Genomic DNA, 24,881 nt, shown 5'->3' with positions numbered 1-24,881 from the left:
GCGAGCACGTCCCTGAGCGAGCGTGGGCGTGCGCGGACCTGGATCCGGGGCTGGACCAGGTGGCAGCTGGACATGCCCTCCCCGCGGGCTCAGGAACGGACCTGATGCCATTGTGCCCACTCGCGGTCTCGAACACTGGGCATGTCCCCCGGGGAGCGTGGGGGTGCGCGGACCTGGATCTGGGCATCGACCAGGTGGCCGCTGGACATGCCCTCCCTGCGGGCTCAGGAGTGGCCATGATGCCATTGTGCCCGCTCGCGGGCGCGAACACTGGGCATGTCCCCCAGGGGGGTGGTACGGGGAGGCCCGAATTCAGCCGCATGCGCAGCCACCCCTAGAATCGTTACGTGACTTACCCAGCAGCAACAGGTGACTTCCGGCCCGTCCCGCAGGCTCCGCCGGCCTACGCCGATGAGCGTTCGGCAATAATCGACCTTGAAGCCATCCGGCACAACGTCCGCCGCCTGGCGGCCGTCGCCTCACCGGCCCAGGTGATGGCCGTGGTGAAGGCCGACGCCTACGGCCACGGCGCCGTCCCCGTCGCCCGCGCCGCGCTCGCTGCCGGTGCCAGCTGGCTCGGAACCGCCCACATCTCCGAAGCGCTGGCCCTGCGCGCCGCCGGCATCGAGGCCCCCCTGCTGGCCTGGCTGCACACCCCGGAGAGCAACTTCGCCGCCGCCGTGGCCGCCGGCATCGACATCGGCTGCTCCGGCTGGGAACTGGAACGCATCGTTGCGGCGGCCCGCGAGCAGGAACGGCCGGCCCGCGTGCACCTCAAGGTGGATACCGGGCTGGGCCGAAACGGGGCGACGCTGGAGGCCTGGGACAGCCTCGTGGGCGAGGCCATGGACTTCCAGGACCAGGGTCTGCTGCGGGTGGTGGGCATCTTCTCCCACCTGGCCGTCGCGGACGAACCCGAGCGCCCGGAAACCGACGACCAGCTGGCAGCTTTCCGCGACGCCCTCGCCGTCGCCCAGGACGCCGGCGTGGACCCCGAGGTGCGCCACCTCGCCAACACCCCGGCCACGCTGTCCCGGCCCGACACCCACTTTGACCTGGTCCGCGTCGGACTCGGACTGTACGGACTGTCGCCGTTCGACGGGCAGAGTTCGGAGGAGCTGGGCCTGCGCCCGGCCATGACGGTCCGCACCGTCGTATCGCACTGCAAGGATGTGCCGGCCGGCCAGGGCGTCTCCTACGGACTGAACTACCGCACCGGCGGCCCCAGCACGCTGGGGCTGATCCCTCTCGGCTACGCCGACGGCGTCCCCCGCATCGCCACCGGGGGACCGGTCCGCGTCGGGGGCGTGAACTACCCTGTGGTGGGACGCATCGCGATGGACCAGATGGTGATCGACCTGGGCCCGCTCAACGTCTCCGCCGGCGGCCCCAGCGTCCTTGGCGCCGAAGCCGTGCTGTTTGGCAACGGCGACGACGGCGGGCCCACCGCCGAGGACTGGGCCCGGGCGGCCGGCACCAACAACTACGAGATCGTCACGCGCATCAGTCCCCGGGTGCCGCGCCGCTACATCAACGAGGAACCTGTTAACGAAGAACCTGCCAGCGGCGAGCCGCGGCCGTGAGCGCACCGGCCTGGGTACGGACCCTGCGGGTCGGCACCGCGGACGAAACGCACGCCCTCGCGGCAGTCCTCGGCGCCCAGCTCCGGGCCGGTGACCTGCTCGTCCTCACCGGCGAGCTGGGCGCCGGAAAAACCACCTTCACGCAGGGCCTCGGCGAGGGCCTCGGGGTCCGGGCCGGCATCATCTCACCGACCTTCGTGCTGGTCCGGATCCACCCGAACCTGCCCGAGGGTCCGCGGCCGGGCGGCCCGGACCTGGTGCATGTGGATGCGTACCGGCTGGGTTCGGCCTCGGAGATCGACGATATCGACCTGGAAAACACGATGGACAGCGCCGTGACCGTGGTGGAATGGGGCCGCGGCCGGGTGGAGCACCTGAGCGAGAGCCGGCTGGAGGTGGACCTGGTCCGCAGCCTCGGCGGCGCCCAGGCGCCCGCACCTGCCCGCGTCCCGGATCCCGCCGAGGCTCCGGCAACAACGGGAGACGCCGAGGTGCTGGACTTTGACACCGACGACGACGAGCCCCGCACGATCGTGATCCGCGGCTTCGGTCCCCGCTGGGTGCACCCGCCCGCCCTCCCCATGCCACAGCCCCTGCCCCACACCCCGGAAGGGACCTGATGCTGATCCTTGCCATCGACACTTCGGCGGTGGCCAGCGCCGCGCTTGTCTCCGATGACACCCCGGAATCCCTCGTGGGAAGCTTCGCCACCGAAGACACCCGGAGCCACGCCGAAGTGCTGGCGCCGGGAATCGAGGCCCTCCTCGCCGAGGCCGGCCTGAACGGCGCCGACATCGACGCCATTGTCACCGGGGTGGGGCCGGGCCCGTTCACCGGCCTGCGCTCGGGGATCGTCACGGCCCGCACGCTCTCGTTCGTCTGGGGCAAACCGCTCTACGGGCTGATGAGCCTGGACGCCATCGCCCTGGAGGTCGCCGAGTCCACGGATGCGGCGCCGGAGTTCATCGTCGCCACGGATGCCCGGCGCAAAGAGGTCTACTGGGCCCGGTATGCGCTCAGCAGCGGCCAGCTGCCGCAGCTGCTGGACGGCCCGCACGTCGGTTTCGCCGCGGACCTCCCCGACCGCCCGGTCTACGGCGCCGGCGCCGGCCTGTACGCCGACGTCGTCAAGGCCGTCCCGGAGTTCCGCGACCGCCAGCCGGAGGCCCTCTCGCTGGGCCAGTTCGCGCTCGCACGGCTCGCCGCGGGGGAGCACCTGCTGGATTCCACCCCGCTGTACCTGCGCGAGTCCGACGCCCAGGTCCCCGGCCCGCGGAAGAGGGCGCTGTGAACACAGAGTCCGCAGGACAGAACTTAGGACAGAACCCAGGACAGAACCCAGGTCAGGGCCTCGGGCAGGGAACGCGCGCAGTGCCGGCGGGGCTGCCCGGCGGGGTGATGCTCCGGGACATGACCCCGGCGGACATCCCGGCCGTGCATGAGCTGGAGTGCAGGCTGTTCCCGGTGGACGCCTGGCCGCTGCAGATGTTCGCCGCCGAGCTGGCGCAGGCCGAAACCCGGCGTTACCTCGTGGCCGAACGTGCCGGGCTGATCGTGGGCTACGCCGGGCTGATGTGCATCCAGCCGATCGCGGACGTCCAGACCATCGCCGTCGTGCCGGAGCAGGAAGGCCGGGGGATCGGCTCGGCCCTGCTGACCGAACTCATCCGGGAAAGCCGGCTGCGGCGTGCCGAGGACGTGCTGCTGGAGGTCCGGGCCGACAACCCGCGCGCCCAGCAGCTCTACCGCCGCTACGGATTCGAACAGATCCACGTCCGGCCCCGCTACTACCGCGACGGCGTCGACGCGCTGATCATGCGCCTCCGACTCGGCACCGCCGGCTCCACCACCACCCCGAGGGAAGCAGACCGCCCATGAACAGCACCCAGCACGACCGGCCGCTGGTCCTTGGCATCGAGTCCTCCTGCGACGAGACCGGCGTCGGGATTGTCCGCGGAACGCAGCTGCTGACCAACACCGTGTCCTCCTCCATGGACGAACACGTCCGGTTCGGCGGCGTGATTCCTGAGATCGCCTCCCGCGCGCACCTGGACGCCTTCGTCCCCACCCTCCGCGAGGCGCTGGCCGAAGCCGGGGTGACCCTGGACGACATCGACGCGATCGCCGTCACCTCCGGACCGGGGCTGGCGGGCGCGCTGATGGTCGGCGTCTGTGCGGCCAAGGCGCTCGCCGTCGCGACGGGCAAACCGCTCTACGCCATCAACCACCTCGTCGCCCACGTCGGCGTCGGGCTGCTGCAGACGGACGACGGCGGCCGGCATCCCTTCGCCGGCGCCCCGCGGCAGACCCCGGAGAACACCCCGCAGTCCAACGCCCACCCTGAGAACGCTTTGCCGGCCAACGCCCTGCCGGAAAATTTGGGCGCCCTGCTGGTCTCCGGCGGGCACACCGAGATCCTGCGGATCCGGAACATCACCGGGGACGTCGAGCTGCTGGGGTCCACGATCGACGACGCCGCCGGCGAGGCCTACGACAAGGTGGCGCGGCTCCTGGGCCTCGGGTACCCGGGCGGCCCGGCCATCGACACGCTGGCACGCACGGGCAACGCCAAGTCGATCCGCTTCCCGCGCGGCCTCAGCCAGCCCAAATACATGGGGACCGCGGAGGAACCCGGCCCGCACCGCTACGACTGGTCCTTCAGCGGGCTCAAGACCGCCGTCGCCCGCTGTGTCGAGCAATTCGAGGCCCGCGGCGAGACCGTGCCGGTGGCGGACATCGCCGCGGCCTTCCAGGAGGCCGTCGTGGACATCATCACCTCCAAAGCAGTGCTGGCCTGCCGGGAGAACGGCATCACCGAACTGCTGCTCGGCGGCGGCGTGGCGGCGAATTCACGGCTGCGTCAGCTCACGGAACAGCGCTGCAGCGCCGCGGGCATCCGGCTGACCGTCCCGCCGCTGGCGCTGTGCACGGACAACGGCGCCATGGTAGCGGCCCTCGGCGCCCAGCTGGTGATGGCGGGGATCGCGCCGAGCGGCATCGGCTTCGCACCGGATTCCTCCATGCCGGTCACCACCGTCTCGGCCTGAGACGGTCCGGCGACGGCGGCCGCCCCGGGTAAATCTGACTGGCAGCTCCGGGGCGTTTAGAGCGCTGAAAACGGCTTCTGCTGCCAGTCAGTTGGGCGCCCGGTCTAGGCTTCGGGGCCCTTGCGCATCTGCTGGACCAGATCCAGGACGACGGCGCGCAGGTCGCCGCCGTGCTCGGCGGCCACGCGCCGCTGCCGCTGGTACCCGGCGCCGCGTTCAATGATCTTCAGGACGTCGGCGAGCTCCGTTGCGCAGCCCAGCTTCACCGCGACGGGTTCCAGCCGGGCGACCGTTTCGCGGATGTGGTCCGTGACGAGCTGTTCGTTGCCGGCGGCGTCCAGGATGATAATGGCGTCCAGCCCGTAGCGGGCCGCACGCCATTTGTTCTCCTGCACATGCCAGGGCGGCATGGTGGGGATGGTGCCGCCGTTGTCCAGCGTCGTGGAGAACTCGTCGACGAGGCACTGGGTCAGGGCGGCGATGGCGCCGACCTCCTCCAGCGTGGCCAGGCCGTCGCAGATGCGCATCTCGATGGTGCCGAAATGCGGGACAGGCCTGATGTCCCAGCGTATTTCGGAGAGCGAGTCGATCACGCCGGTGGTGAACATGTCCTGGGCGTAGGACTCGAAGTCCTCCCAGCTGCCGAACTGGAAGGGCAACCCGGCGGTGGGCAGCTGCTGGAACATCAGTGCGCGCTGCGAGGCGTACCCGGTGTCCTCGCCGCCCCAGAACGGGCTTGAGGCGGAGAGCGCCTGGAACTGCGGGAAATAGTTGACCAAGCCGTCCAAGACGGGGAGCACCTTGTCCCGGCTGTCCAGGCCCACATGCACGTGGACGCCGTAGATCACCATCTGGCGGCCCCACCACTGCGTGCGGTCAATGAGCTTGGCGTAGCGTTCCTTGTCGGTCACCGGCTGCAGCTGCGGCGGGCTGAAGGGGTGGCTGCCGGCGCAGAAGATCTCGACGCCCATCGGATCGGTGACGTCACGGACCGCGGCGAGGGAACTGCTCAGGTCCGCTTTCGCTTCCGCCACGGTGTTGCAGACCCCGGTGACCAGCTCCACCGTGTTCAGCAGCAGCTCCTGCTTGATGTGCGGGTGCTCGTCGTCCTCGTTCAGCTCGGGATGCCGGGCGGCGACCCCGCGGAGGACCTCCTTGGCCACGGAGGCCAGTTCCCCGGTTTCCGCATCCACGAGGGCGAGTTCCCATTCCACACCAAGAGTTGATTGCCTGGATGAAGCGAAATCAATCTTCATGTGGTCCCTTCATTGTTTTGCTGTCCGTTTCCCCGCCCCGTCCGGCTTTCGTCTTGGGCGGAATTGCCGGACAGTTGGCGAGGCAACGGTGGCTCAAGTCTAGTGCAGGGGTAGCATCGAGCCGGTGGTGAGATTGCAGCGAAGACGTGAAAGTGTTCACAAAACTACGCGGACCGCGACGGTTCTGACGGCGATTCTGGGGCTTGTCCTCGGAACCGCCTCCTGCTCCGGGACCCCGACGCCGGACCCCGCGGCGGATTCCGCAGCCCCGGCGGCCCCCGCAGCGACCGCACCCACCGCCCCGGTGCCGCCTCCGGCGCCCCCGTCAGATACGTCGGATGCGTCCGCGACGCTGCCGGACGATCCGGATACCTTCCCCCGCGTCGGGACCCGGCCGCTCGGCTGGGGGCCGCAGCAGCGGGACGCGACCGCCGCGGCCCGGGCTGTGGCCGCGATGACCCCCGAGCAACGCGCCGGGCAGGTCCTGCTGCCGTTCTACCGCGGACTTGACCACGAGGCCCAGGCCGCGCGAATCGAGCGCCTGCACCTGGCCGGGTCCATCATCATGGCCGACAACGTCCCGGGAACACCGGACGGACGGGTGGACACCGCCGCGATGCACGGCGTCGCCAGCCGGCTCCAGGCCGCGGCACAGGCCGGCGGCCGCAGCTGGCCCGGGCTGATCGGCGTCGACCAGGAAGGCGGCGTGGTGGCACGGCTGCGGGCGCCGCTGACCGAATGGCCCGCCCCGATGAGCTACGGCGCGGCGGGAAGCGGGCCCCTCGCCGGCGAGGCCGGCCAGGCCATGGCCTCCGAACTCGCGGCCCTGGGCTTCAACACTGACTTCGCCCCGACCTCCGACGTCACCATGGGCCCGGCCGATCCGACCATCGGAGCCCGGTCCATGTCCGGGGACGCCGACGCCGCGTCCGGCTTCGGCGTCGCCTTTTCCCAGGGGATGCTGGCCGCGGGGCTGCTGCCGGCCGCGAAACACTTTCCCGGCCACGGCTCGGTCAGCGTCGATTCCCATGCCCGGCTGCCGGTCCAGGGCGCCAGCCTGGAGCAGCTCCGGGCCAGGGACCTGAAGCCCTTCCAGGCGGCCATCGACGCCGGCCTGCCGATGGTCATGACCGGCCACATCGCCGTGCCCGCGCTCGAGCCCGGCGTTCCCGCCTCCCTGTCCGGGGCGGCGTACGCCGAACTGCGCAGCATGGGATTCCAGGGCGTGGCCGTCACGGACGCGCTCAACATGGGCGCGGTCCAGGGACCGTACCCCCACGACTCCGCCGCTCCGCTGGCCCTGGCCGCCGGCGCCGATCTGCTGCTGATGCCCGCCAACGTGGAGGCGGCCCATGCAGCGATCATCGCCGCGGTGCGCAGCGGCGCCCTGCCGCCCGAACGGCTCGCCGAGGCAGCGCAGCGCGTAGTCACCATGATGATCTGGCGCGCCCGCACCGGCGCCGGGCCCGGAACGGCCCCCGGCAGCGGCAGCGGCCTGTCCCGGGAAGTCTCCGCGGCGGCCATCACCGTGCTGGCCGGGCCCTGCGACGGACCGATCGTGCCCGCCAGCGTCCGGTTGACGGGCGGCTCGGCCCAGGACCGGGCGCGGTTCGCCGCCGCGGCCCGGAACGCCGGCATCAGCATCGGTGCGGGGCCGCTTGTCTCGCTGATCGGCGCACCGGCCGCCCCACAGACGCCGGCGGACGTGGCGGTCGCTCTCGACGCGCCCTGGCCGCTGGCACACTCCACGGCCCCGGCCCGGATCGCCCTCTACGGCCGGAGCCAGGGCGCTTTCGACGCGCTGGCCGCCGTGCTGGCCGGACACGCCAGGGCCCCCGGCAAGCTTCCGGTCGCCGTCGGGGCCCAGCATCCGGGAACCGGCTGCGCCTGAGAACCGGCCGGCGCGGGCCGGCCGGCGCCGGGAGCGCGACAGGCCGGGCCCGGCCTGTCGTTTAATGGAGGGGTGCCCATCCTGAATAAAGACATGACCCTCTGCATCTCGCTCTCGGCCCGGCCGAGCAACAACGGGACGCGCTTCCACAACCACCTGTATGACCAGCTTGGCCTGAACTGGATCTATAAGGCCTTCGCCCCCACGGACCTCGGCCAGGCGATCGCCGGCGTCCGCGGCCTCGGGATCCGCGGCTGCGCCGTGTCGATGCCGTACAAGGAGGACGTCATCGCGCTCGTGGATGTGATGGACCCGTCCGCGAAAGCCATCGACTCGGTCAACACGATCGTCAACGACGGCGGTACCCTCACCGCCTACAACACCGACTACACGGCCATCGAGCAGCTGCTGCAGCGCAACGCCGTGCCCGCGGCGTACTCGGTGCTGCTCCGGGGCGCCGGCGGCATGGCGAAGGCCACCGCCGCGGCCCTGCGCGACGCCGGCTTCCGGGATGTCACCGTGATCGCGCGCAACGAGGAGGCGGGACGGGCGCTCGCCGGGCTCTACGGCTTCGCCTGGCGCGCCGACGTCGATGCCCTGACGGCCGACATGATCATCAACGTGACCCCCATCGGGATGGCAGGGGGCCCCGACGCCGAAGCCCTGTCCTTCCCGCAGGAGGCCGTGGACGCCGCGAAGGTGGTGTTCGACGTCGTCGCGCTGCCGGCCGAGACGCCGCTGATCAAGGCCGCCCGCGCCGCCGGGAAGACCGTGATCACCGGTGCGGAGGTGGCGACCATCCAGGCGCTGGAGCAGTTTGTGCTGTACACGGGGATCCGGCCCAGCGACGAGCAGGTCCGGGCCGCCGAGGACTTCATGCGGGCCCAGTAGCCTCCAGGGAATCCGGGAATCCGGGAATCCGCGAATCCGGGAACCGGCCGACCGGCGTTCCGGCTGCCCGGACAGCGGCCCGAAACTAGACCGGCTCCACCGAGATGGCCACCCGCTCGTCCCCGATCCGGGTGAGGACCAGGGTGGCTGTCTTTTTGCCCTTGTTCTTGCTGCCCGCAGTTTTCCCTGCAGTTTTCCCTCCGGGGAGGAGCTGTTTGCGCAGCTCCTCCGGGGTGACCGAGGTGCCGCGCTTCTTGATGTCCAGGACTCCGATGCCCTGGTCCCTGACCCAGGCCTTGAGCGCCTTGACGTTGTACGGCATCACCTCCAGCACCTTGTAGGGCCGGGCAAAGGGGGTGTCCCGCAGTTCCGGGGCGCAGATGTAGGCGATGTGCTCGTCCACGAGGTGCCCGCCCAGCAGGAGCGCGACGTCGGCCACGAGCCCCGCGCGGATGACGGCGCCGTCAGGCTCGTAGAGGTAGCCCTCGACCGGCCCCACCGGGGCGGCCGGGCCGCCGTCGAAGTCCTCGGCGCTGGTGAGCTCCGCCGCGCCCGCGGGACCGAGGAGCAGGGCAGCCCGCCGGATCCCGGGTCGCCGGACGGCGTTGAACCACAGCGCCACTTCGGTGACGTCTCCGCCCACCGACACCCACTGGGCCTCGCAGTTCCTGGGCACCGAGTCGTGCGGCATGCCCGGGCCCATCTTCACACCCACGGCCAGGCCGGCGCCGGCCAGGGACTCGACGAAGGACAGCGGCGGGGAAAAGTCCTCCGGATCCCAGAGCCGCTTCGTGCCCGAGGTGGAGGTGGTCCGGCGCGCCGGGTCCAGCCACACACCGTCCATCCCGTCGAGAGCCACTGTCGTCGCGTCGGAATGGACCACCGTGGCGTTCCGGAACGGGATCAGGTTCATCGTGGCGCAGGCCGCCGTCGTCTCATCCTTCTCCACCGCCGTGACCTGGATGTCCAGCGAGGCGAGCGCCATGGCGTCACCGCCGAGGCCGCAGCCGAGGTCCGCCACATGCTGCACGCCGGCTTCCGCGAAGCGCTGAGCATGCCGGGCCGCCACGGTGAGCCGGGTGGCCTGCTCCAGGCCCGCCTGGGTGAAAATCATCTGCCGGGCGAACTCGCCGAATTTGGCCTCGGCCTTGGTCCGCAGCCGCGACTGGGTGAGGACGGCGGAAACGAGTTCGGGGGAGTGGCCGGCCTTCCGGAGCGAGGCGTTGAGACGGAACGCCTCGTCCTCCTTGTAGGGGCCCAGCGACGCCAGCAGCTCCCAGCCCTCGGGGTTCAGCAGCGGGGCGATTTGGTCCTGCGGTGCGTCAGCCATGGGATCAAGCCTAGTTCAGCGCGGGGCGGAGCCGTGCGCCCGATAAGGTTGACGGCATGGAAGACAGCGGCACGGCAAACAGCGGCACGGACGCGTACTACGAGGAGGACGGCGCCGCCCGGCAGGACGCCGACGGCGGCCGTCCCGCCCGCCAGGGACTCGCCCGTTACGCCCGTCCGGCGCTGATCGCCGGCGGCATCATCGCTGTCGTCTGTGTGGCCCTCCTGGTCATCATCTTCTTCCTGGACTCCTTCAACGCCACCGTCTATTCCGTCGGCGGCCAGGACGTCCAGGACGCCACCGACCAGGCAAAGGCCATCCGCGAGAACTATGCCGGGGCCCGTGCCGGCGGCATCGTGTTCCTGGCCCTGGGCGTTGCCCTGGCCGCGGCCGGGGGCCTGGTGCTGTACCGGCACCGGGACGAGGCCGGCTCCGACGACGGCGACAACGGCGAGGATGTCGACTTCGAGGACCTCGGCGGACGGTAGTCACGCGTTAGTCCGACGGCGGCATCGGCGCAGGCCCAGCGTTCACCCGGAACGAATTTCTGGCACTCGCCTTGACCGAGTGCTAACTACTTACATAGAGTCGTCATTAGCACTCTCCCTAGGAGGGTGCTAATACCTGAAGCTTTACAGCCAGGCTGCTGCCGGCACCGCGACGACGGTCTGTACGCCTTGGCACCACAGCTTTAAAGTCCACGAATTTGCTGACGAAAAGGAGAGGTCATTGTCGGTCTCTATTAAGCCTCTTGAGGATCGTATTGTTGTCCGCCCGCTCGAAGCCGAGCAGACCACGGCTTCCGGCCTGGTCATCCCGGACTCCGCGCAGGAAAAGCCGCAGGAAGGCGAAGTTGTCGCAGTAGGCCCCGGCCGCTTTGACGACAACGGCAACCGCGTTCCGATCGACGTCACCATCGGCGACGTTGTTATCTACTCCAAGTACGGCGGAACTGAAGTCAAGACCGGCGGCACCGAGTACCTCGTGCTGTCCGCCCGCGACGTTCTGGCGATCGTCGTAAAGTAACTCTCTTGGACCCCGCGCCGCCGATCCTCCTTTGACGGGTCAGTTGCGCGGGGTTCTGTCTTTGAAAGGACAAAACCATGGCAAAGCAGCTCGCGTTTAACGACGCTGCCCGCCGGTCGCTTGAAGCCGGCATCGATAAGCTCGCCAACACGGTCAAGGTGACGCTCGGCCCGCGCGGCCGTAACGTCGTGCTGGACAAGAAGTGGGGCGCCCCCACGATCACCAACGATGGCGTCACCATCGCCCGTGAAGTCGAACTGGACGACCCCTACGAGAACCTTGGCGCGCAGCTGGCCAAGGAGGTCGCCACCAAGACCAACGATGTTGCCGGTGACGGCACCACCACCGCAACGGTGCTGGCACAGGCCCTCGTCAAGGAAGGCCTCCGCAACGTTGCGGCAGGCGCCGCCCCGGGCCAGATCAAGCGCGGCATCGAGGTCTCGGTTGAGGCCATCGCCGCCCGCCTGCTCGAAAACGCCCGCCCGGTCGAAGGCACCCAGGTCGCCAACGTCGCCTCCATCTCCGCCCAGAGCGACGAGATCGGCGAACTGCTGGCCGAGGCATTCGACAAGGTCGGCAAGGATGGTGTGATCACCATTGAGGAATCCTCCACCACGCAGACCGAACTGGTCCTCACCGAGGGCATGCAGTTCGACAAGGGCTACCTGTCCCCGTACTTCGTCACCGACGCGGAACGCCAGGAAGCTGTCCTCGAAGACGCCCTGATCCTGATCAACCAGGGCAAAATCTCCTCGGTCCAGGACTTCCTGCCGCTGCTGGAGAAGGCGCTGCAGAGCTCCAAGCCGCTCTTCATCATCGCCGAGGACGTCGACGGCGAGGCACTCTCCACGCTGATCGTCAACCGCATCCGCGGCACCCTGAACGTCGTTGCCGTCAAGGCACCGGGCTTCGGCGACCGCCGCAAGGCCATGCTGCAGGACATCGCCACCCTCACGGGCGCACAGGTTGTCTCGCCGGAACTGGGCCTCAGCCTGGACACCGTCGGCCTGGAGGTGCTCGGCACCGCCCGGCGCATCACCGTCACCAAGGACAACACCACCATCGTTGACGGCGCCGGTTCGGCCGAGGACGTCGCAGCCCGGGTTTCCCAGCTGCGCGCCGAGCTGACCCGCACGGACTCCGACTGGGACAAGGAAAAGCTGCAGGAACGCCTGGCCAAGCTGGCCGGCGGCATCGGCGTGATCAAGGTCGGCGCAGCCACCGAGGTCGAGCTCAAGGAAAAGAAGCACCGCATCGAGGACGCCGTGTCCTCGACCCGCGCTGCCCTGGAAGAAGGCATCGTCGCCGGCGGCGGCGCCGCCCTCATCCACGCCCTCAAGGCGCTTGACGAGGACCCGGCCGTTCAGGCCCTCGAAGGCGACGCGGCAGCTGCTGTCGGCATCGTCCGCCGGGCGCTGACCCAGCCGCTGCGCTGGATCGCCCAGAACGCCGGCTTCGACGGCTACGTCGTCGTCGCCAAGGTCGCCGAATCCGCCAACAACCAGGGCTTCAACGCCAAGACCGGCGAATACGAAGACCTGATCGCTGCCGGCGTCATCGACCCCGTGAAGGTGACGCGTGCGGCCCTCCGCAACGCGGCGTCCATCGCGGCCCTGGTGCTCACCACGGAAACCCTCGTGGTCGAGAAGCCGGCCGAGGAAGACCAACACGCAGGCCACAGCCACTAGGCTGCAGCCCACACAGTGAACCTGTGAACAGGAAACCGGTCCAGCGTCCGCTGGACCGGTTTTTTGTGTCCATGATGCCCCCGGTGGCCCGAATGGTTCCCGCCCAATCGGACTGGCCGGCGTCGGCGGGCGTGGCAGACTGGTGCCATGCTGCTGGACGAGCTCGTGATAACCAGTGATGCCGTGGCCTCGACCCGCTCCCGGCTGGAGAAAGTCGCAGCGCTGGCCGACCTGCTGCGCCGGATGGAGCCCGGGGACATCGCGACGGCCGTCGGCCTGCTCATCGCCAGGCCGCGGCAGGGCCGGGTCGGGGTCGGTTGGCGCGGTATGACAGCGGCCATGGGGGAGCCGGCTGCCGAGCCAAGTCTTACCGTCGCCGACGTCGATGCTGCGCTGGGGCGGCTGCTCGTCATGGGCGGCGCCGGATCGGCGTCGGAGCGCGCCGCCACCCTCCGGTTGCTGACCGCCGCCGCCACCGAGCGCGAGCAGGCCTTCATCGCCGGCGTGCTGCTCGGTGAACTGCGAACCGGTGCCCTTGAGGGGGTGCTGACGGATGCCATTGCCCGCGCCTCCGGCCGGCCTGTCGACGCCGTACGCCGTGCGGCCATGCTCTCCGGCGATCTAGGCGAGACCGCCCTGCTGGCCCTCAAGGGCACGGCGGACCAGCTTGACGCCGTTGGCCTCGTAGTCGGCCGTCCCGTGCACCCCATGCTCGCCGCAACCGCGGCCAGCCCCAGCGCGGCGCTGGAGGTCACGGGGAAGGCTTCGGTGGAATACAAGCTCGACGGAGCGCGCATCCAGGTGCATCGCGCGGGCGACGAGGTCCGCATCTATACCCGCACCCTGGCCGAGGTGACCCACCGGCTGCCCGAGGTGGTGGAATTCGTCCGCCGACTGCCGGTGCGCGATGTGATCCTCGACGGCGAGACCCTCGCCCTCGACGAGGACGGCGGCCCGCGACCGTTCCAGGAGACCATGGCGCGGTTCGGGGCCGACGCGGCGCGCGCCACCGTGCTGCATCCGTGGTTCTTCGACGTTCTCCACATCGACGGGCGCGACCTGCTTGACGAGCCGCTGTCAGTGCGCATCGAGGTGCTCGAACGCATCGCCCCTGAGCACCGGATCCCCGGGGAGATCACGGCGGACGCGGCCGTCGCTGAGAGAGTGTCCCGCGATGCGCTCGCCTCAGGCCATGAGGGTGTGGTTGTGAAGGCGGTCGGATCGGCCTACGCGGCCGGCCGGCGCGGTTCCAACTGGATCAAGGTGAAGCCGGTGCTTACCTACGATTTGGTGGTGCTCGCCTGCGAGTGGGGGTCCGGGCGGCGTACCGGACTGCTGTCGAACCTGCACCTCGGAGCCCTCGACCCGGCCGGGGAGTTCGGCGAACCCGGCGGCTACGTGATGGTGGGGAAGACCTTCAAAGGCCTCACCGACGCCCTGCTGCGCTGGCAGACCGAAAGATTCCAGGAACTCGAGGTGCGGCGCACCGCGGGCACCGTCTGGGTGGAACCAGCCGTCGTCGTTGAGATCGCGATCGACGGTGTGCAGCTTTCCCCGCGCTACCCGGGCGGAGTCGCGCTGCGGTTCGCACGGGTCAAGCGCTACCGCGACGACAAGACGGCGGCGGAGGTCGACACCATACAGACACTGCGCGGGCTGCTGCGCTCCTAGCCGCCGTCAGCCGCGGCTCCGTCGCAGCTGCCGCCTGAGCCGAAGAGCAGTCTCTTCGGGCAACCGTTTGGTGATGAGGCGGTAGAAGAGGAGGACCGCAACGGCCGCCGCCACGATGCCCACCAGGTTCAGCGCCAGCTGCAGGGCGGAACCTGCCGCCTTCTCAAACTCGCCCAGCACCAGCGCCACGGCCACGAATCCGGCCGCAGGCACCGTGGTCACGGAGATGAAGACGCCGGTCAGCGCCGCGGAGCGCCCGCTGATCACGGACAGCATCCCGGCGATGCCGGCCAGCACGGCGACAATCAGCGAATACGGCCCCGGGTGGTAGATGAATTCGGCGGCGGAGCCGCGGTCCAGGACGTCGGCGGGGAAAAGGCCCAGGGGCACGGAGAGCCACGCCGTGAAGGCCGCGGCCAGCATCGCGACGGGGAAGCCGACGCCCAGGGCCAGCGCGGCACTCCGGCCCAGCTTCCATTGCCGCTGCACAATCGCCACGGCCAGGGCCGCCAGCGGGCCGAACTCGGGACCGACCGCCATCGCGCCGACGATCAGGATGGTCGAGTCCGTGACGATGCCGATGCCCACCAGCTGGGTCGCCAAAATAAGGAAGGCCAGGAAGCTCCAGGTGAGCCGCGAGTCTTCGCCCGTCTGCCGGGACACCTCGTCCCAGATCACGGCGTCCGCGCCTTCGCCGGGCGCGTCCTGCGTGGCCTTGTCCGCCCGGTCCGAGAGCACCACCTCCGGCATGATGACCGAGATCGAGCCCTGTTCCTGGACCTTCAGGACATGGAGTTTCTCCACCAGCCGCTCCACGGACTCCCGCGCCAGCAGGACATGGATGACGTCCCCCGGCGGAAGGACGGACGCCCCCGGCTGGCGGGAGACTTCGGCGACGCCGACCTCTCCGGTGGAGCAGTCCATCACGGCGTCGGACAACTGTTCCGGAACACAGATGCGCAGCTGTGCGATCATGATGCGGCCTCCTCTGGCTCGTTACAGGGTAGCCTCCGGGACGGTCCGGGACCGGCGACCGGGCGGCTGCACGCGCCGCCGTGATTGGCCAGCGAAATTGCGACTCGGTAGCATTGATGCTTTGGAAACCGGTCTGGAGGGTCCCGAGTGTCGATTGAGCGAACCACGGCCAGCCTGCCGGCAGCGGAGGCGGGTTCGCAGCCGCGCGCCAAATCGGGCTACCGCCCCGAAGTCCAGGGCCTGCGTGCCCTCGCGGTCCTCATGGTGGTCACCTACCACGTGTGGCTCGGGCGGGTCTCCGGCGGGGTCGACATTTTCCTGCTGATTTCGGCGTTCCTGATGACGCTCAGCTTTGCCCGCAAGGTCGAGGCCGGCAAGCCCCTGCGGCTCCTGAGCCACTGGCTCCACCTGCTCAAGCGGCTGTTGCCCGCCGTCGTGGTGGTCATCCTCGGCGTGCTGGCCGGCACCCGCGTCGTCCTGCCCCAGAGCCGCTGGCCGGACGTCCTCGACCAGGCCTGGGCCTCGCTGCTGTACCGGCAGAACTGGCTGCTCGCGGACACCGCCGTCGACTACTACGCGCAGGACCACGCCGGGGCCAGCCCGCTGCAGCACTTCTGGTCACTGTCCATCCAGGGCCAGGTGTTCCTGCTCTGGCCGCTCGTGTTCGCCGGGGCGGCCCTGCTGCTGCGGTTCCTGCGCCGGACCCCGCTGGGGGACCGGGTGAGCTATCCCGCGCTCCTGGCCGCGGCGTTCGGTGCGATCTTCGTGGTGTCGCTGGTGTTTTCGATCGAGCAGACAGTTACGAACCAGTCCTACGCCTACTTCGACACCCGCACCCGGCTCTGGGAGTTCGCCCTCGGCTCGCTGCTGGCGCTCGCGCTGCCGCACCTCAGGCCCGGCAAGGCGCTGCGGCTGGTCCTCGGCTGGGCCGGCCTGGCCGCGATGCTCTCCTGCGGGCTGCTGCTCACCGTGGACCGCTCCTTCCCCGGCTTCATTGCGCTGTGGCCGACGCTGGCCGCGGCTGCCATCATCGTCGCCGGACAGAGCGGCAGCCGCTTCGGCGTGGACCGCCTCCTGGCCTGGAAGCCGCTGGTGGCGCTCGGGGACAACTCCTACGCCCTGTACCTCTGGCACTGGCCGCTGCTGGTCCTGGCCCTCGCCGCGACGGGCGTCACCGCCCCGAACCTGGTCCAGGGCTTGGCGATCGTTGCCGCCTCGATCGTGCTGGCCGTGCTGACCACCCGGTTCGTGGAGAAGCCGCTGCGCGAATGGCACTGGCCCCAGCGCCGGGCCTGGCGCACCGCCGTCGTGATTGCGGCGTGCGGGGCGCTCCTGGCGGGCCCCGTGTCCGTGTGGCAGAGCAGGCTGCTGGCAGACGAGGCCGCGGCCGCGGCACAGCCGAGGGAACTGACCCCCGGCGCGGCGGCCCTGGCGCCCGAGAACGCTGGCAAGCCGACGCCGGACGCGAAGATCATCCCGGCTCCGGCCGCCATGAAGAACGAGTGGGCGGACATCGACGGACTGTGCACGGACGGAAACGTCCCGGGGGATCCGCTACTCGCGGGATGCCTGCAGAACAGCCGCCCGGACACCGTCACCAAACGCATCGTGGTGCTCGGCGACTCCCACGCCCAGCAGTACATGGCCGCGCTCGGACCGATTGCCCGCAGCCACGGCTGGGAAGTCGTAGCCCTCCTGAAGGGCAACTGCCGCTTCGGCGGCGACTCCCCGGAGCGGGACGCCGAGTGCAACGCCTTCAACAAGGCCAGCGCCCAGTACGTCCTGGACCACCGACCCGACGCCGTCTTCACCGTCGCCTCGCTGACCCACAAGGACGCACCTTTCGAAACCGAGGTGCCGCAGTACCTCGAAGGCATCAAACCCCTCACCGATACCGGCATCGAAGTCGTCGGCATCCGCGACAACCCGCGCTTCAGCATGAACATGCCCGAATGCGTCCAGAAGCACGGTCCGGAGGCGCCGAAATGCCGGGTGCCGCTGCAGGAATCCCTGGCCGGGTCCTCCCCGCTGGACGCCTACCGGGGGAGGGTGCCGCGGCTGCACCTGATGGACCTGAGCGACTTCATCTGCGCCGGCGGGATCTGCCCGGCCGTCGTCGGGAACGTGTACGTCTACAAGGACGACAACCATCTGACCAAGACTTATGTCCAGAGCATGATCCCGATGTTCGAACAGCGACTGCTCGCGGCCACCGGCTGGACCTGACCCGGCGGCGTGCCGGCCGGCCGGTGCCGTTGCTCACATTACCGCCCCGGAATATGGGGATCGCCGCCAAGGTTCTACTATTTATTCAACACTTCTGCACAGGCCATGCCCGTAATGACGGGCTGGTCATCTGTTGCAACCCCTACCCGTGAAACCCATACCCAAGGTAAGAGGCGCACTCATGACCCAGCCCGAACACGACCCCTTCGGCTTTATCGGCCTGACGTACGACGACGTCCTTCTGCTGCCCGGCCACACGAATGTCATCCCCTCCGAGGCCGACACGTCCTCCCGGATCTCCAAGCGCATCACGGTCCAGACCCCGCTGCTGTCCGCGGCGATGGACACGGTCACCGAGTCGCGGATGGCGATCGCCATGGCCCGCCAGGGCGGCCTCGGCGTCGTGCACCGCAACCTCTCCATCGCCGACCAGGCGGATCAGGTGGACCGGGTCAAGCGCAGCGAATCCGGCATGATCACCAACCCGCTGACCATCGGCCCGGAAGCGACCCTGGCCGAACTCGACGAAATCTGCTCGCACTACCGGGTCTCCGGCCTGCCGGTCGTGGACGAGGGCATGCGGCTGCTCGGCATCGTCACCAACCGCGACACCCGCTTCGTCCCGGAGGCGGACTTCCCGATCCGCCTGGTCAGCGACGTCATGACCAAGATGCCCCTCGTCACCGGGCACGTCGGCATCAGCCGCGAGGAAGCCTCGCACAAGCTGGCGACCAACAAGATCGAAAAGCTCCCGCTCGTTGACGAGCAGGGCCGGCTCAAGGGCCTCATCACCACCAAAGACTTCACCAAGGCCGAGCAGTACCCGCTGGCCACCAAGGACGACGAGGGCCGGCTGCGTGTCGGCGCGGCCATCGGATTCTTCGGCGACGGCTGGGAGCGGGCCATGGCGCTGATCGACGCCGGCGTGGACGCCCTCTTCGTCGACACCGCCAACGGCCACTCCCAGGGTGTTCTGGACATGATCCGCCGGCTCAAGTCCGATCCGGTGGCCGCGCACGTGGACATCATCGGCGGCCAGGCCGCCACCCGCGAAGGCGCCCAGGCGCTCATCGACGCCGGTGCCGACGGCATCAAGGTCGGCGTGGGTCCCGGCTCCATCTGCACCACCCGTGTGGTCGCCGGCGTCGGCGTCCCGCAGATCACCGCCATCTACGAATCCGCCAAGGCCGCCATCCCGGCCGGCGTGCCGCTGATCGCCGACGGCGGCCTGCAGTACTCGGGCGACATCGGCAAGGCCCTGGTGGCCGGCGCGGACACCGTCATGCTCGGCTCCCTGCTCGCCGGCTGCGACGAGTCCCCGGGTGACCTGATCTTCGTCAACGGCAAGCAGTTCAAGCTCTACCGCGGCATGGGGTCCCTCGGGGCCATGCAGACCCGCGGGAAGAACACCTCCTACTCCAAGGACCGCTACTTCCAGGCCGACGTCTCCGGCGATGACAAGCTCATCCCGGAAGGCATCGAGGGCCGGGTTGCCTACCGCGGCCCGCTCGCCTCGGTCGCGTACCAGCTGGTCGGCGGCCTCCGCCAGACCATGTTTTACACCGGCGCCCCGACCGTGCCCGAACTGAAGGCCCGCGGGAAATTCGTCCGGATCACCCCGGCCGGGCTCAAGGAATCCCACCCGCACGACATCCAGATGACGGTGGAGGCCCCGAACTACGGTTCGCGCTAGACCGCGCAGGCTGATTCACCCAACTGACTCGCAGCAGGGGCCGTTTTGGACGCTCATAACGGCCCCTGCTGCGAGTAAGTTGGGCAGGCCTGTGTCCTAGGCTGGAGGCATGTCCGAACTCAGGCCCGCCCGTGAGCCGAAGCGCAAACTGGCGCTGCGGCCCTATGCCCGCGCGGTGGCGCAGGTGCTGCGCGTCAGCTTCCGGGCCTCGCCCGCCGCCGTCGTCATGAAAGTGGCGGGCTCGCTGATCTCGGCACTGCTTCCGCTCGTCACCACCTACTTCGCCGCCCTGACCACCACGGCCCTCGCGGCCGCCTACGCCGGCGACGCCGCCGCGGGGCAGCAGGCCATCGTCTACGTCATCATCACCGCCGCGCTGGGCCTGTTCTGGGGCGCCTTCAGCAGCGTGGACCGGTACATCCAGCAGCTCATGAGCTTCAAGGTCGGCGCGATCGTGGGCGACCTCATGTACGAGCGGTTCCTGGCGCTGGAATTCTGGCGCTACGACGACAAGGAAACGGTGGACCTGTACGACCGGGCCAAGCGCTTCTCCGATTCCTACGCCCGGGTCCTGGACCGGATCGCGGCCATCTTCACCCAGCTGGTCTCGGTGATCCTGGCGATCGGCGCTCTGCTGCTGGTCAGCTGGTGGATCGCGGTGATCGTGCTCGTGGCGATCGTGCCCAGCGTCTACCTGCAGTTCAAGCTTTCCCGCGAGCAGATCGCGCACTGGAACACCCAGATCGATTCCCGCCGGCAGCGGCGGATGATCGAGACCAACCTCCTGCGCCCGCAGCACATCGCCGAGATGCGCCTCTACGGGATCGTCGGATACCTCATGGACTTCCGCTCCCGGCTGCGCGACGCGGATGAGCGGCGGCGGCTGGATTTCCAGAAGCGCTACATCCCCAAACAGCTCGCCGCCGACGCCCTGCAGTACGGCGCCGAAGTCGTGTCCCTGATCTGGGTGGTCGGGCAGATCATCGCCCGGGCCCAGCCGGTGGGGCAGTTCCTCTACGTCCAGCAGATCGTCAGCCGGGCCCTGTCCACCGCCAACAGCCTCGTCTCCTCCCTCAGCTCCATTGACGAGGACCTCGCGAACCTCAAGGACTACGAGCTCTTCATGGCGCTGCCGGTGCACTCCGACCACGCCCCGCCGCTGCTGCAGGCGCCCACGACCGTGGAACTGCGGGACATCCGCTTCACCTACACCGGCAGCGACCTGGAAGTCATCAGGGGCATCTCGCTGACCATCCGCGAAGGCCAGCACATCGCGATCGTGGGGGAGAACGGCGCCGGCAAATCCACCCTCATCCGCATCCTCGCCGGGCTCTACCGCCCGGACTCCGGGCAGGTGCTGCTCGACGGCGTTGACCTCGCCGCCGTCGACGTCAAGTCCTGGCACCGCCATCTGGCGGTGCTCAGCCAGGAGTTCCTGAAGTACGAGTTCGCCACCGCGGCGGAGAACATCTTCTTCGGCGACGTCGATTCACCGCGCGACGACGGGCGGATCCGCCGCGCCGCGGCCGACGCCGAAGCCCTCGAGTTCATCAACAAGCTGCCCAACGGCCTGGATAACCACGTCAGCAACTGGATGGAGGATCCGCGCGGGCGGAAGGGCAGCGGGCTGTCCGGCGGGCAGTGGCAGCGCCTCGCGATGGCCCGGAACTTCTACCGCAATGCCCCGTTCATGGTCATGGACGAGCCGACCTCGGCCATTGACGCGCTCGCGGAGCACCGGATCTTCACGCGGCTCTTCGACGACCGCAGCAGCACGATCATCGCCATCAGCCACCGCCTCGCCACCATCGAGAAGGCGGACGTCGTCTACATGCTGGAAGACGGCCGGATCGTGGAGCAGGGCACCCACAAGGAGCTGGTGGCCCTGCGCGGCCGCTACTTCCGGATGTTCGAGTCCCAGCTCAGCGTGGACGAGGCCGAAGGCGTTTGAGGGCCCGGCCTGGCGCTTTTAGCGGCGTTCCAGCCACCGCGCGTAGAGCCCGGCGCTGTTCATCATGAGCCGGCGGGTGTAGGCAAGGCCCGCGGCCAGGCCCAGCGGCCAGGTCACCAGCATGGCCAGCAGCGGCAGGGATTCCGGTGAGCCGCCGTTGGGCGTGAACAGCACCAGGGCGCCAACACCCAGCCCGCTGGCGATCAGGATGGTCCGGATCATTCCGCGAGTGATCCGGATACCCTGTTCCACCCGCGGGATATCCGCAGCGGGCCTGGGCGGCTTGCGGGTGAACCGCGGCCAGGCCGTGAAGGCCCAGCCCAGGGCTGAGCCGGCCACTCCCAGGATTGCCATGACAACTCCCGTTTCCGCGCTCTGCCCCAGGGCCAGGGCGAGTCCGGCATAAACGGCCCCGGAGACGGCCAGCACGGCGGGGTACCACCAGGCGGAGAACACCAGGGACCGGCGCTGGGCGAAGCCGAACGCCTCTTCGCGGGGAACCACTCCGGCGGCCGCGCCGGTCACGCCGGCACCGAGAGCACGCCGCGGACCGCGGAGCCGGGCTGTTCCGTCTCCGTGAGGTCCCTGACCGTCAGCTGGCCGGCCGGGTCGAGCGGGGCCGCCGCCAGCTTGAGTGAGCCGTCGTCGAGGACCTTGATGTTCGCCACGGACGGTTCGGCCGCGCCGTCGTAGCGCCGGGAGGTGACGATGCCTCCGCCGGGCTGCCGCGCGGCGGCGACGGCGTCATTGACGGTCGCTTCCACCATGTCCAAGGTGGCGGCGTCCTCATTCAGGGGCAGGCACACATACTCGCTCAGGGGGCGCAGGAACATCGCCACCCGGCCGGCCGGTGATTCGACGATGTAGGCCGGCGCGACCGCGTCCGGGCCGACCCTGGTGATGTCGAACCACATGGTCGAGGTGCTGAAGACCTCAGCCAGGTAGCCGGCCGGCCCCTTCAGTCCCACCTGCTCGCCCTCAATCGAGACGGTGTCCCGGACGTTCAACGTGCCGATGCCGGCCCGGACCAGGTCGTGGTCATCCGGGAGGTCGGCGAGTGCCAGCACCCGGCGGGTCAGCGCCGTCCCCGGTCCCGGCGCGAAGGCGAGGAGGGCGAGGATCTCGTGGCTGGTGACCCGGTAGGCCGTGTCGGGCAAAATCTGTTCAGTCATCTGGTCCTTGTGTTGTCCGCTGGTGCTGTGTCCGTGGCGCCGGCCGGGGCCGCCGCTGTCGTTTAGCCGAATCCGAGCCTACCGCCGACCCACCCGACGGCGTCCTTGGCGCCGTCAGCCAGATCCCTGACGCCGCTGGCCGCTCCGGTAGCCAGGTCCTGGACGCCGCCGACGACGCCCGCACCGAAGTCCCAGATCCGCTTGGTGACCGGGACGTCCCCGGACGCCATGGAGGCCAGACCCCACAGCAGGCCGGCGCCGCCGATGGCGGCCGCCACGGGCAGGCCCACGCCCGTGGCCGCGGCGACGGCGGCGGCTACGGCAAGACCTCCGCCCACCGCGCCGTCCGCCACCCGGAACGGATCACGGTTTTCAATGCCGGAGGCGATGTCGAGTCCGCCGAGGACGATCCCCAGTCCCACGAGGCCTTTGCCGACGCCCTTCATGGCATCGAAGAACTTGCTGGTGCCCGCCTCGACCTTCGCCAGATCGAGGTTCCAGCTGAACTTGTCAGCGACGAACTGCAGGCCGCTGGCGATCGCCGCCGGACCGTTGCCGTCGTCGGCCCCGAGCTTTTCCAGCAGCCACTCCAGGCCGGAGGGCGCATGTTGGTAGTTCGGGTCGGTGAAGGCGTCTCCCCAGTTCCGTTCCGGGGCCGACGGGCCGGGGGAGGCCGGGGTCTGTCCGGGGGTCTGCCCGGGCGCTGCGGACGGTCCCGCGGGAAGGCTGGCCCGTTCCTGCTCGTTGGCCTGGGTCAGCAGAACCTGCGACTGGTTCTGCAGCGTGGCGGCGGCGCGGTTGAGCATGGGCCGGAGGGAGGAGCTCCATTCGCTGCGGAACCTGTCGCCGTCCGATCCCTTCCACGCGGCTGACTGCACGAGGGAATTGACAGTGGATTCAACCGAGGTGAGCCGGTTCCCGGATTGCCCCAGCGATTTCGACAGGGTGCGGAGCTGCGTGATGTCCGCTCCAAAAAAGCCCGGCGCCATTGATTCCCCCAACGTTGTTCCGGCACAGGAAACGGCCGGACTCTGCTCCCAAACTAGTTCATCCCGGTTGTCGCCGCGATGGGGACTCCTTCCCATCGGCGGCCGGCTGCAGCACGGTGGTGCGGACCCGCGCCAGGCTGGGCTCCGGTGGGACGCTGCTGAATCCAAAGGTGACGGCGGACCGGATGGCGGACAGCCCGCCCGCGTCCCAGCCGACGCTTGCCCAGTCAAAGCGGCGCAGGCGGGCCGCCGCGGGGCGGTGCATCGGCTCCGCGCGCGTTCACTGGGATAACCTAGAGCAGTGACTTACGAGATTGAGATTGGCCGTGGCAAGCGTGGGCGTCGTGCCTACTCCCTGGATGACATTGCGATCGTCCCCAACCGACGTACGCGTGACCCCAAGGAAGTGTCCGTCGCCTGGCAGATCGACGCCTACAAGTTCGACATGCCGGTCATCGCCGCTCCGATGGATTCGGCCATGTCCCCGGAAACCGTCATCGCCCTGGGCCGGCTCGGCGGACTCGGCGTCCTCGACCTCGAGGGCCTCTGGACCCGGTACGAGGACCCGCAGGCCGTGCTGGACCAGATCGGCGCGCTCGAGGACGAGACCAACAGCCCCGCCGTCACCCGGCGCATGCAGGAGCTCTACCAGGCCCCGATCCAGCCGGAGCTGATCACCACCCGGCTCGCGGAGATCCGCGCCGCCGGCGTCACCGTCGCCGGCTCGCTCACCCCGCAGCGGACCCAGGAACATTACAAGACCGTGGTGGCCGCCGGCGTCGACATCTTCGTGATCCGCGGCACCACCGTCTCGGCCGAGCATGTCTCGAAGGCCCACGAACCGCTGAACCTGAAGCAGTTCATCTACGAACTCGACGTCCCGGTCATCGTCGGCGGGGCCGCCGGCTACACCCCGGCCCTGCACCTCATGCGCACCGGGGCCGCCGGCGTGCTGGTCGGCTTCGGCGGCGGCGCCACGAGCACCACCCGCCGGGCCCTCGGCATCCACTCGCCGATGGCCTCCGCCATTTCCGACGTCGCCGCGGCCCGCCGCGACTACATGGACGAGTCCGGCGGCCGCTACGTCCACGTGATCGCCGACGGCGGCATGGGATCCTCCGGCGACATCGTCAAGGCGATCGCCATGGGCGCCGACGCCGTGATGCTCGGCAGTGCCCTGGCCCGCGCCGAGGAAGCCCCGGGCAAGGGCTGGCACTGGGGCCAGGAAGCGCACCACCTCGAACTTCCCCGCGGCGACCGGGTCAACGTCGGCACCGTCGGGCCGCTCGAGGAGGTCCTCTTCGGGCCGGGCCACCACACGTCCGGAACGTCCAACCTGATCGGTGCGCTGCGCCGGTCCATGGCAACCACCGGCTACTCGGACCTGAAGGAATTCCAGCGCGTCGACGTCGTCGTCTCGCCCTACGCCGGCAACTGACAGCCCCTGCCCATCCGGGGAAGTTGGAAGTAGTGTGGGTGCACTACGAGCTTT

21 protein-coding genes are annotated in these 24,881 nt (G+C 69.5%); 15 read left to right on the top strand and 6 right to left on the bottom strand.

What is annotated here, in order from left to right; translation table 11 throughout:
* The first annotated feature begins 347 nt into the window (after window positions 1-347).
* The 5 genes from alr (at window position 348) to J2W14_RS07155 (ending at window position 4,630) form a co-directional block, all read left to right on the top strand.
* Window positions 348-1,583 (top strand): alanine racemase, encoded by a 1,236-nt coding sequence (alr, locus tag J2W14_RS07175; RefSeq protein ID WP_307460414.1) that lies wholly within the window; start codon window positions 348-350, stop codon window positions 1,581-1,583.
* Window positions 1,580-2,203 carry a tRNA (adenosine(37)-N6)-threonylcarbamoyltransferase complex ATPase subunit type 1 TsaE gene (gene tsaE, locus J2W14_RS07170; RefSeq protein ID WP_307460412.1) on the top strand — a complete coding sequence of 208 codons (624 nt, stop codon included), beginning with the start codon at window positions 1,580-1,582 and terminating at the stop codon, window positions 2,201-2,203. Before alr ends, tsaE begins: the two co-directional genes overlap by 4 nt.
* A complete protein-coding gene (gene tsaB / locus J2W14_RS07165; RefSeq protein ID WP_307460409.1) occupies window positions 2,203-2,874 on the top strand; it encodes a tRNA (adenosine(37)-N6)-threonylcarbamoyltransferase complex dimerization subunit type 1 TsaB in 672 nt (223 codons plus the stop codon). Before tsaE ends, tsaB begins: the two co-directional genes overlap by 1 nt.
* Window positions 2,875-2,981: 107 nt before the next feature.
* Window positions 2,982-3,461, top strand: coding sequence for a ribosomal protein S18-alanine N-acetyltransferase (gene rimI / locus J2W14_RS07160; RefSeq protein WP_307460620.1), 480 nt, complete (start codon window positions 2,982-2,984; stop codon window positions 3,459-3,461).
* Window positions 3,458-4,630 carry a tRNA (adenosine(37)-N6)-threonylcarbamoyltransferase complex transferase subunit TsaD gene (locus tag J2W14_RS07155; protein WP_307460406.1) on the top strand — a complete coding sequence of 391 codons (1,173 nt, stop codon included), beginning with the start codon at window positions 3,458-3,460 and terminating at the stop codon, window positions 4,628-4,630. The genes rimI and J2W14_RS07155 overlap by 4 nt, the downstream gene beginning before the upstream one ends.
* A 104-nt stretch (window positions 4,631-4,734) precedes the next feature.
* On the opposite strand, the gene J2W14_RS07150 is transcribed toward J2W14_RS07155, so the two are convergent.
* Window positions 4,735-5,886 (bottom strand): glutamate--cysteine ligase, encoded by a 1,152-nt coding sequence (locus J2W14_RS07150; protein ID WP_307460402.1) that lies wholly within the window; start codon window positions 5,884-5,886, stop codon window positions 4,735-4,737.
* 124 nt (window positions 5,887-6,010) lie between these two features.
* On the opposite strand from J2W14_RS07150, the gene J2W14_RS07145 reads away from it, so the two are divergent.
* Window positions 6,011-7,777, top strand: coding sequence for a glycoside hydrolase family 3 N-terminal domain-containing protein (locus J2W14_RS07145; protein WP_307460399.1), 1,767 nt, complete (start codon window positions 6,011-6,013; stop codon window positions 7,775-7,777).
* A 72-nt stretch (window positions 7,778-7,849) separates the two neighbouring features.
* Complete coding sequence (locus J2W14_RS07140; protein WP_307460398.1) at window positions 7,850-8,668, top strand: shikimate 5-dehydrogenase; 819 nt, start codon at window positions 7,850-7,852, stop codon at window positions 8,666-8,668.
* Window positions 8,669-8,753: 85 nt separating this feature from the next.
* On the opposite strand, the gene J2W14_RS07135 is transcribed toward J2W14_RS07140, so the two are convergent.
* Window positions 8,754-9,998 (bottom strand): class I SAM-dependent methyltransferase, encoded by a 1,245-nt coding sequence (locus tag J2W14_RS07135; RefSeq protein ID WP_307460397.1) that lies wholly within the window; start codon window positions 9,996-9,998, stop codon window positions 8,754-8,756.
* A gap of 56 nt (window positions 9,999-10,054) precedes the next feature.
* Here J2W14_RS07135 and J2W14_RS07130 point away from each other — a divergent pair, with 56 nt between their 5' ends.
* The 4 genes from J2W14_RS07130 (at window position 10,055) to J2W14_RS07115 (ending at window position 14,383) form a co-directional block, all read left to right on the top strand.
* Window positions 10,055-10,486 carry a hypothetical protein gene (locus tag J2W14_RS07130; RefSeq protein WP_307460395.1) on the top strand — a complete coding sequence of 144 codons (432 nt, stop codon included), beginning with the start codon at window positions 10,055-10,057 and terminating at the stop codon, window positions 10,484-10,486.
* 241 nt (window positions 10,487-10,727) lie between these two features.
* Complete coding sequence (groES, locus tag J2W14_RS07125; RefSeq protein ID WP_069949240.1) at window positions 10,728-11,024, top strand: co-chaperone GroES; 297 nt, start codon at window positions 10,728-10,730, stop codon at window positions 11,022-11,024.
* 77 nt (window positions 11,025-11,101) lie between these two features.
* Window positions 11,102-12,712: a chaperonin GroEL gene (gene groL / locus J2W14_RS07120; RefSeq protein ID WP_307460391.1), complete on the top strand. Its 1,611-nt coding sequence runs from the start codon at window positions 11,102-11,104 to the stop codon at window positions 12,710-12,712.
* A 147-nt stretch (window positions 12,713-12,859) separates the two neighbouring features.
* Entirely contained in the window at window positions 12,860-14,383 is a 1,524-nt protein-coding gene (locus tag J2W14_RS07115; RefSeq protein ID WP_307460390.1) for an ATP-dependent DNA ligase, read from the top strand.
* Between the two features lie 6 nt (window positions 14,384-14,389).
* Here J2W14_RS07115 and J2W14_RS07110 read toward each other — a convergent pair whose 3' ends face one another.
* The gene (locus J2W14_RS07110) at window positions 14,390-15,358 is read right to left on the bottom strand and encodes a DUF389 domain-containing protein (RefSeq protein WP_307460388.1); all 969 of its coding nucleotides are present in this window, start codon (window positions 15,356-15,358) and stop codon (window positions 14,390-14,392) included.
* Window positions 15,359-15,511: 153 nt separating this feature from the next.
* On the opposite strand from J2W14_RS07110, the gene J2W14_RS07105 reads away from it, so the two are divergent.
* The 3 genes from J2W14_RS07105 (at window position 15,512) to J2W14_RS07095 (ending at window position 21,228) form a co-directional block, all read left to right on the top strand.
* Window positions 15,512-17,584: an acyltransferase family protein gene (locus J2W14_RS07105; RefSeq protein ID WP_370871221.1), complete on the top strand. Its 2,073-nt coding sequence runs from the start codon at window positions 15,512-15,514 to the stop codon at window positions 17,582-17,584.
* Window positions 17,585-17,765: 181 nt separating this feature from the next.
* Window positions 17,766-19,277: an IMP dehydrogenase gene (gene guaB / locus J2W14_RS07100; RefSeq protein ID WP_307460383.1), complete on the top strand. Its 1,512-nt coding sequence runs from the start codon at window positions 17,766-17,768 to the stop codon at window positions 19,275-19,277.
* Between the two features lie 109 nt (window positions 19,278-19,386).
* Window positions 19,387-21,228 (top strand): ABC transporter ATP-binding protein, encoded by a 1,842-nt coding sequence (locus J2W14_RS07095; protein WP_307460380.1) that lies wholly within the window; start codon window positions 19,387-19,389, stop codon window positions 21,226-21,228.
* 18 nt (window positions 21,229-21,246) lie between these two features.
* Here the strand turns inward: J2W14_RS07095 and J2W14_RS07090 are convergent, their stop codons facing one another.
* The 3 genes from J2W14_RS07090 to J2W14_RS07080 form a co-directional block, all read right to left on the bottom strand.
* Window positions 21,247-21,753, bottom strand: coding sequence for a hypothetical protein (locus tag J2W14_RS07090; RefSeq protein ID WP_307460377.1), 507 nt, complete (start codon window positions 21,751-21,753; stop codon window positions 21,247-21,249).
* Window positions 21,750-22,400, bottom strand: coding sequence for a hypothetical protein (locus J2W14_RS07085; RefSeq protein ID WP_307460374.1), 651 nt, complete (start codon window positions 22,398-22,400; stop codon window positions 21,750-21,752). The genes J2W14_RS07090 and J2W14_RS07085 overlap by 4 nt, the downstream gene beginning before the upstream one ends.
* Window positions 22,401-22,462: 62 nt before the next feature.
* Window positions 22,463-23,389: a WXG100 family type VII secretion target gene (locus J2W14_RS07080; RefSeq protein ID WP_307460371.1), complete on the bottom strand. Its 927-nt coding sequence runs from the start codon at window positions 23,387-23,389 to the stop codon at window positions 22,463-22,465.
* Between the two features lie 301 nt (window positions 23,390-23,690).
* On the opposite strand from J2W14_RS07080, the gene J2W14_RS07075 reads away from it, so the two are divergent.
* Window positions 23,691-24,827: a GuaB3 family IMP dehydrogenase-related protein gene (locus J2W14_RS07075; protein ID WP_307460367.1), complete on the top strand. Its 1,137-nt coding sequence runs from the start codon at window positions 23,691-23,693 to the stop codon at window positions 24,825-24,827.
* Window positions 24,828-24,881 lie beyond the last annotated feature (54 nt).

Origin of the sequence: Pseudarthrobacter oxydans (assembly GCF_030812335.1) — a bacterium.
In the GTDB taxonomy this organism is placed as follows: Bacteria; Actinomycetota; Actinomycetes; order Actinomycetales; family Micrococcaceae; genus Arthrobacter; species Arthrobacter oxydans_B.
Note: the sequence above shows the minus strand (reverse complement) of the source record. Positions and strands in the feature narration are given on the sequence as shown.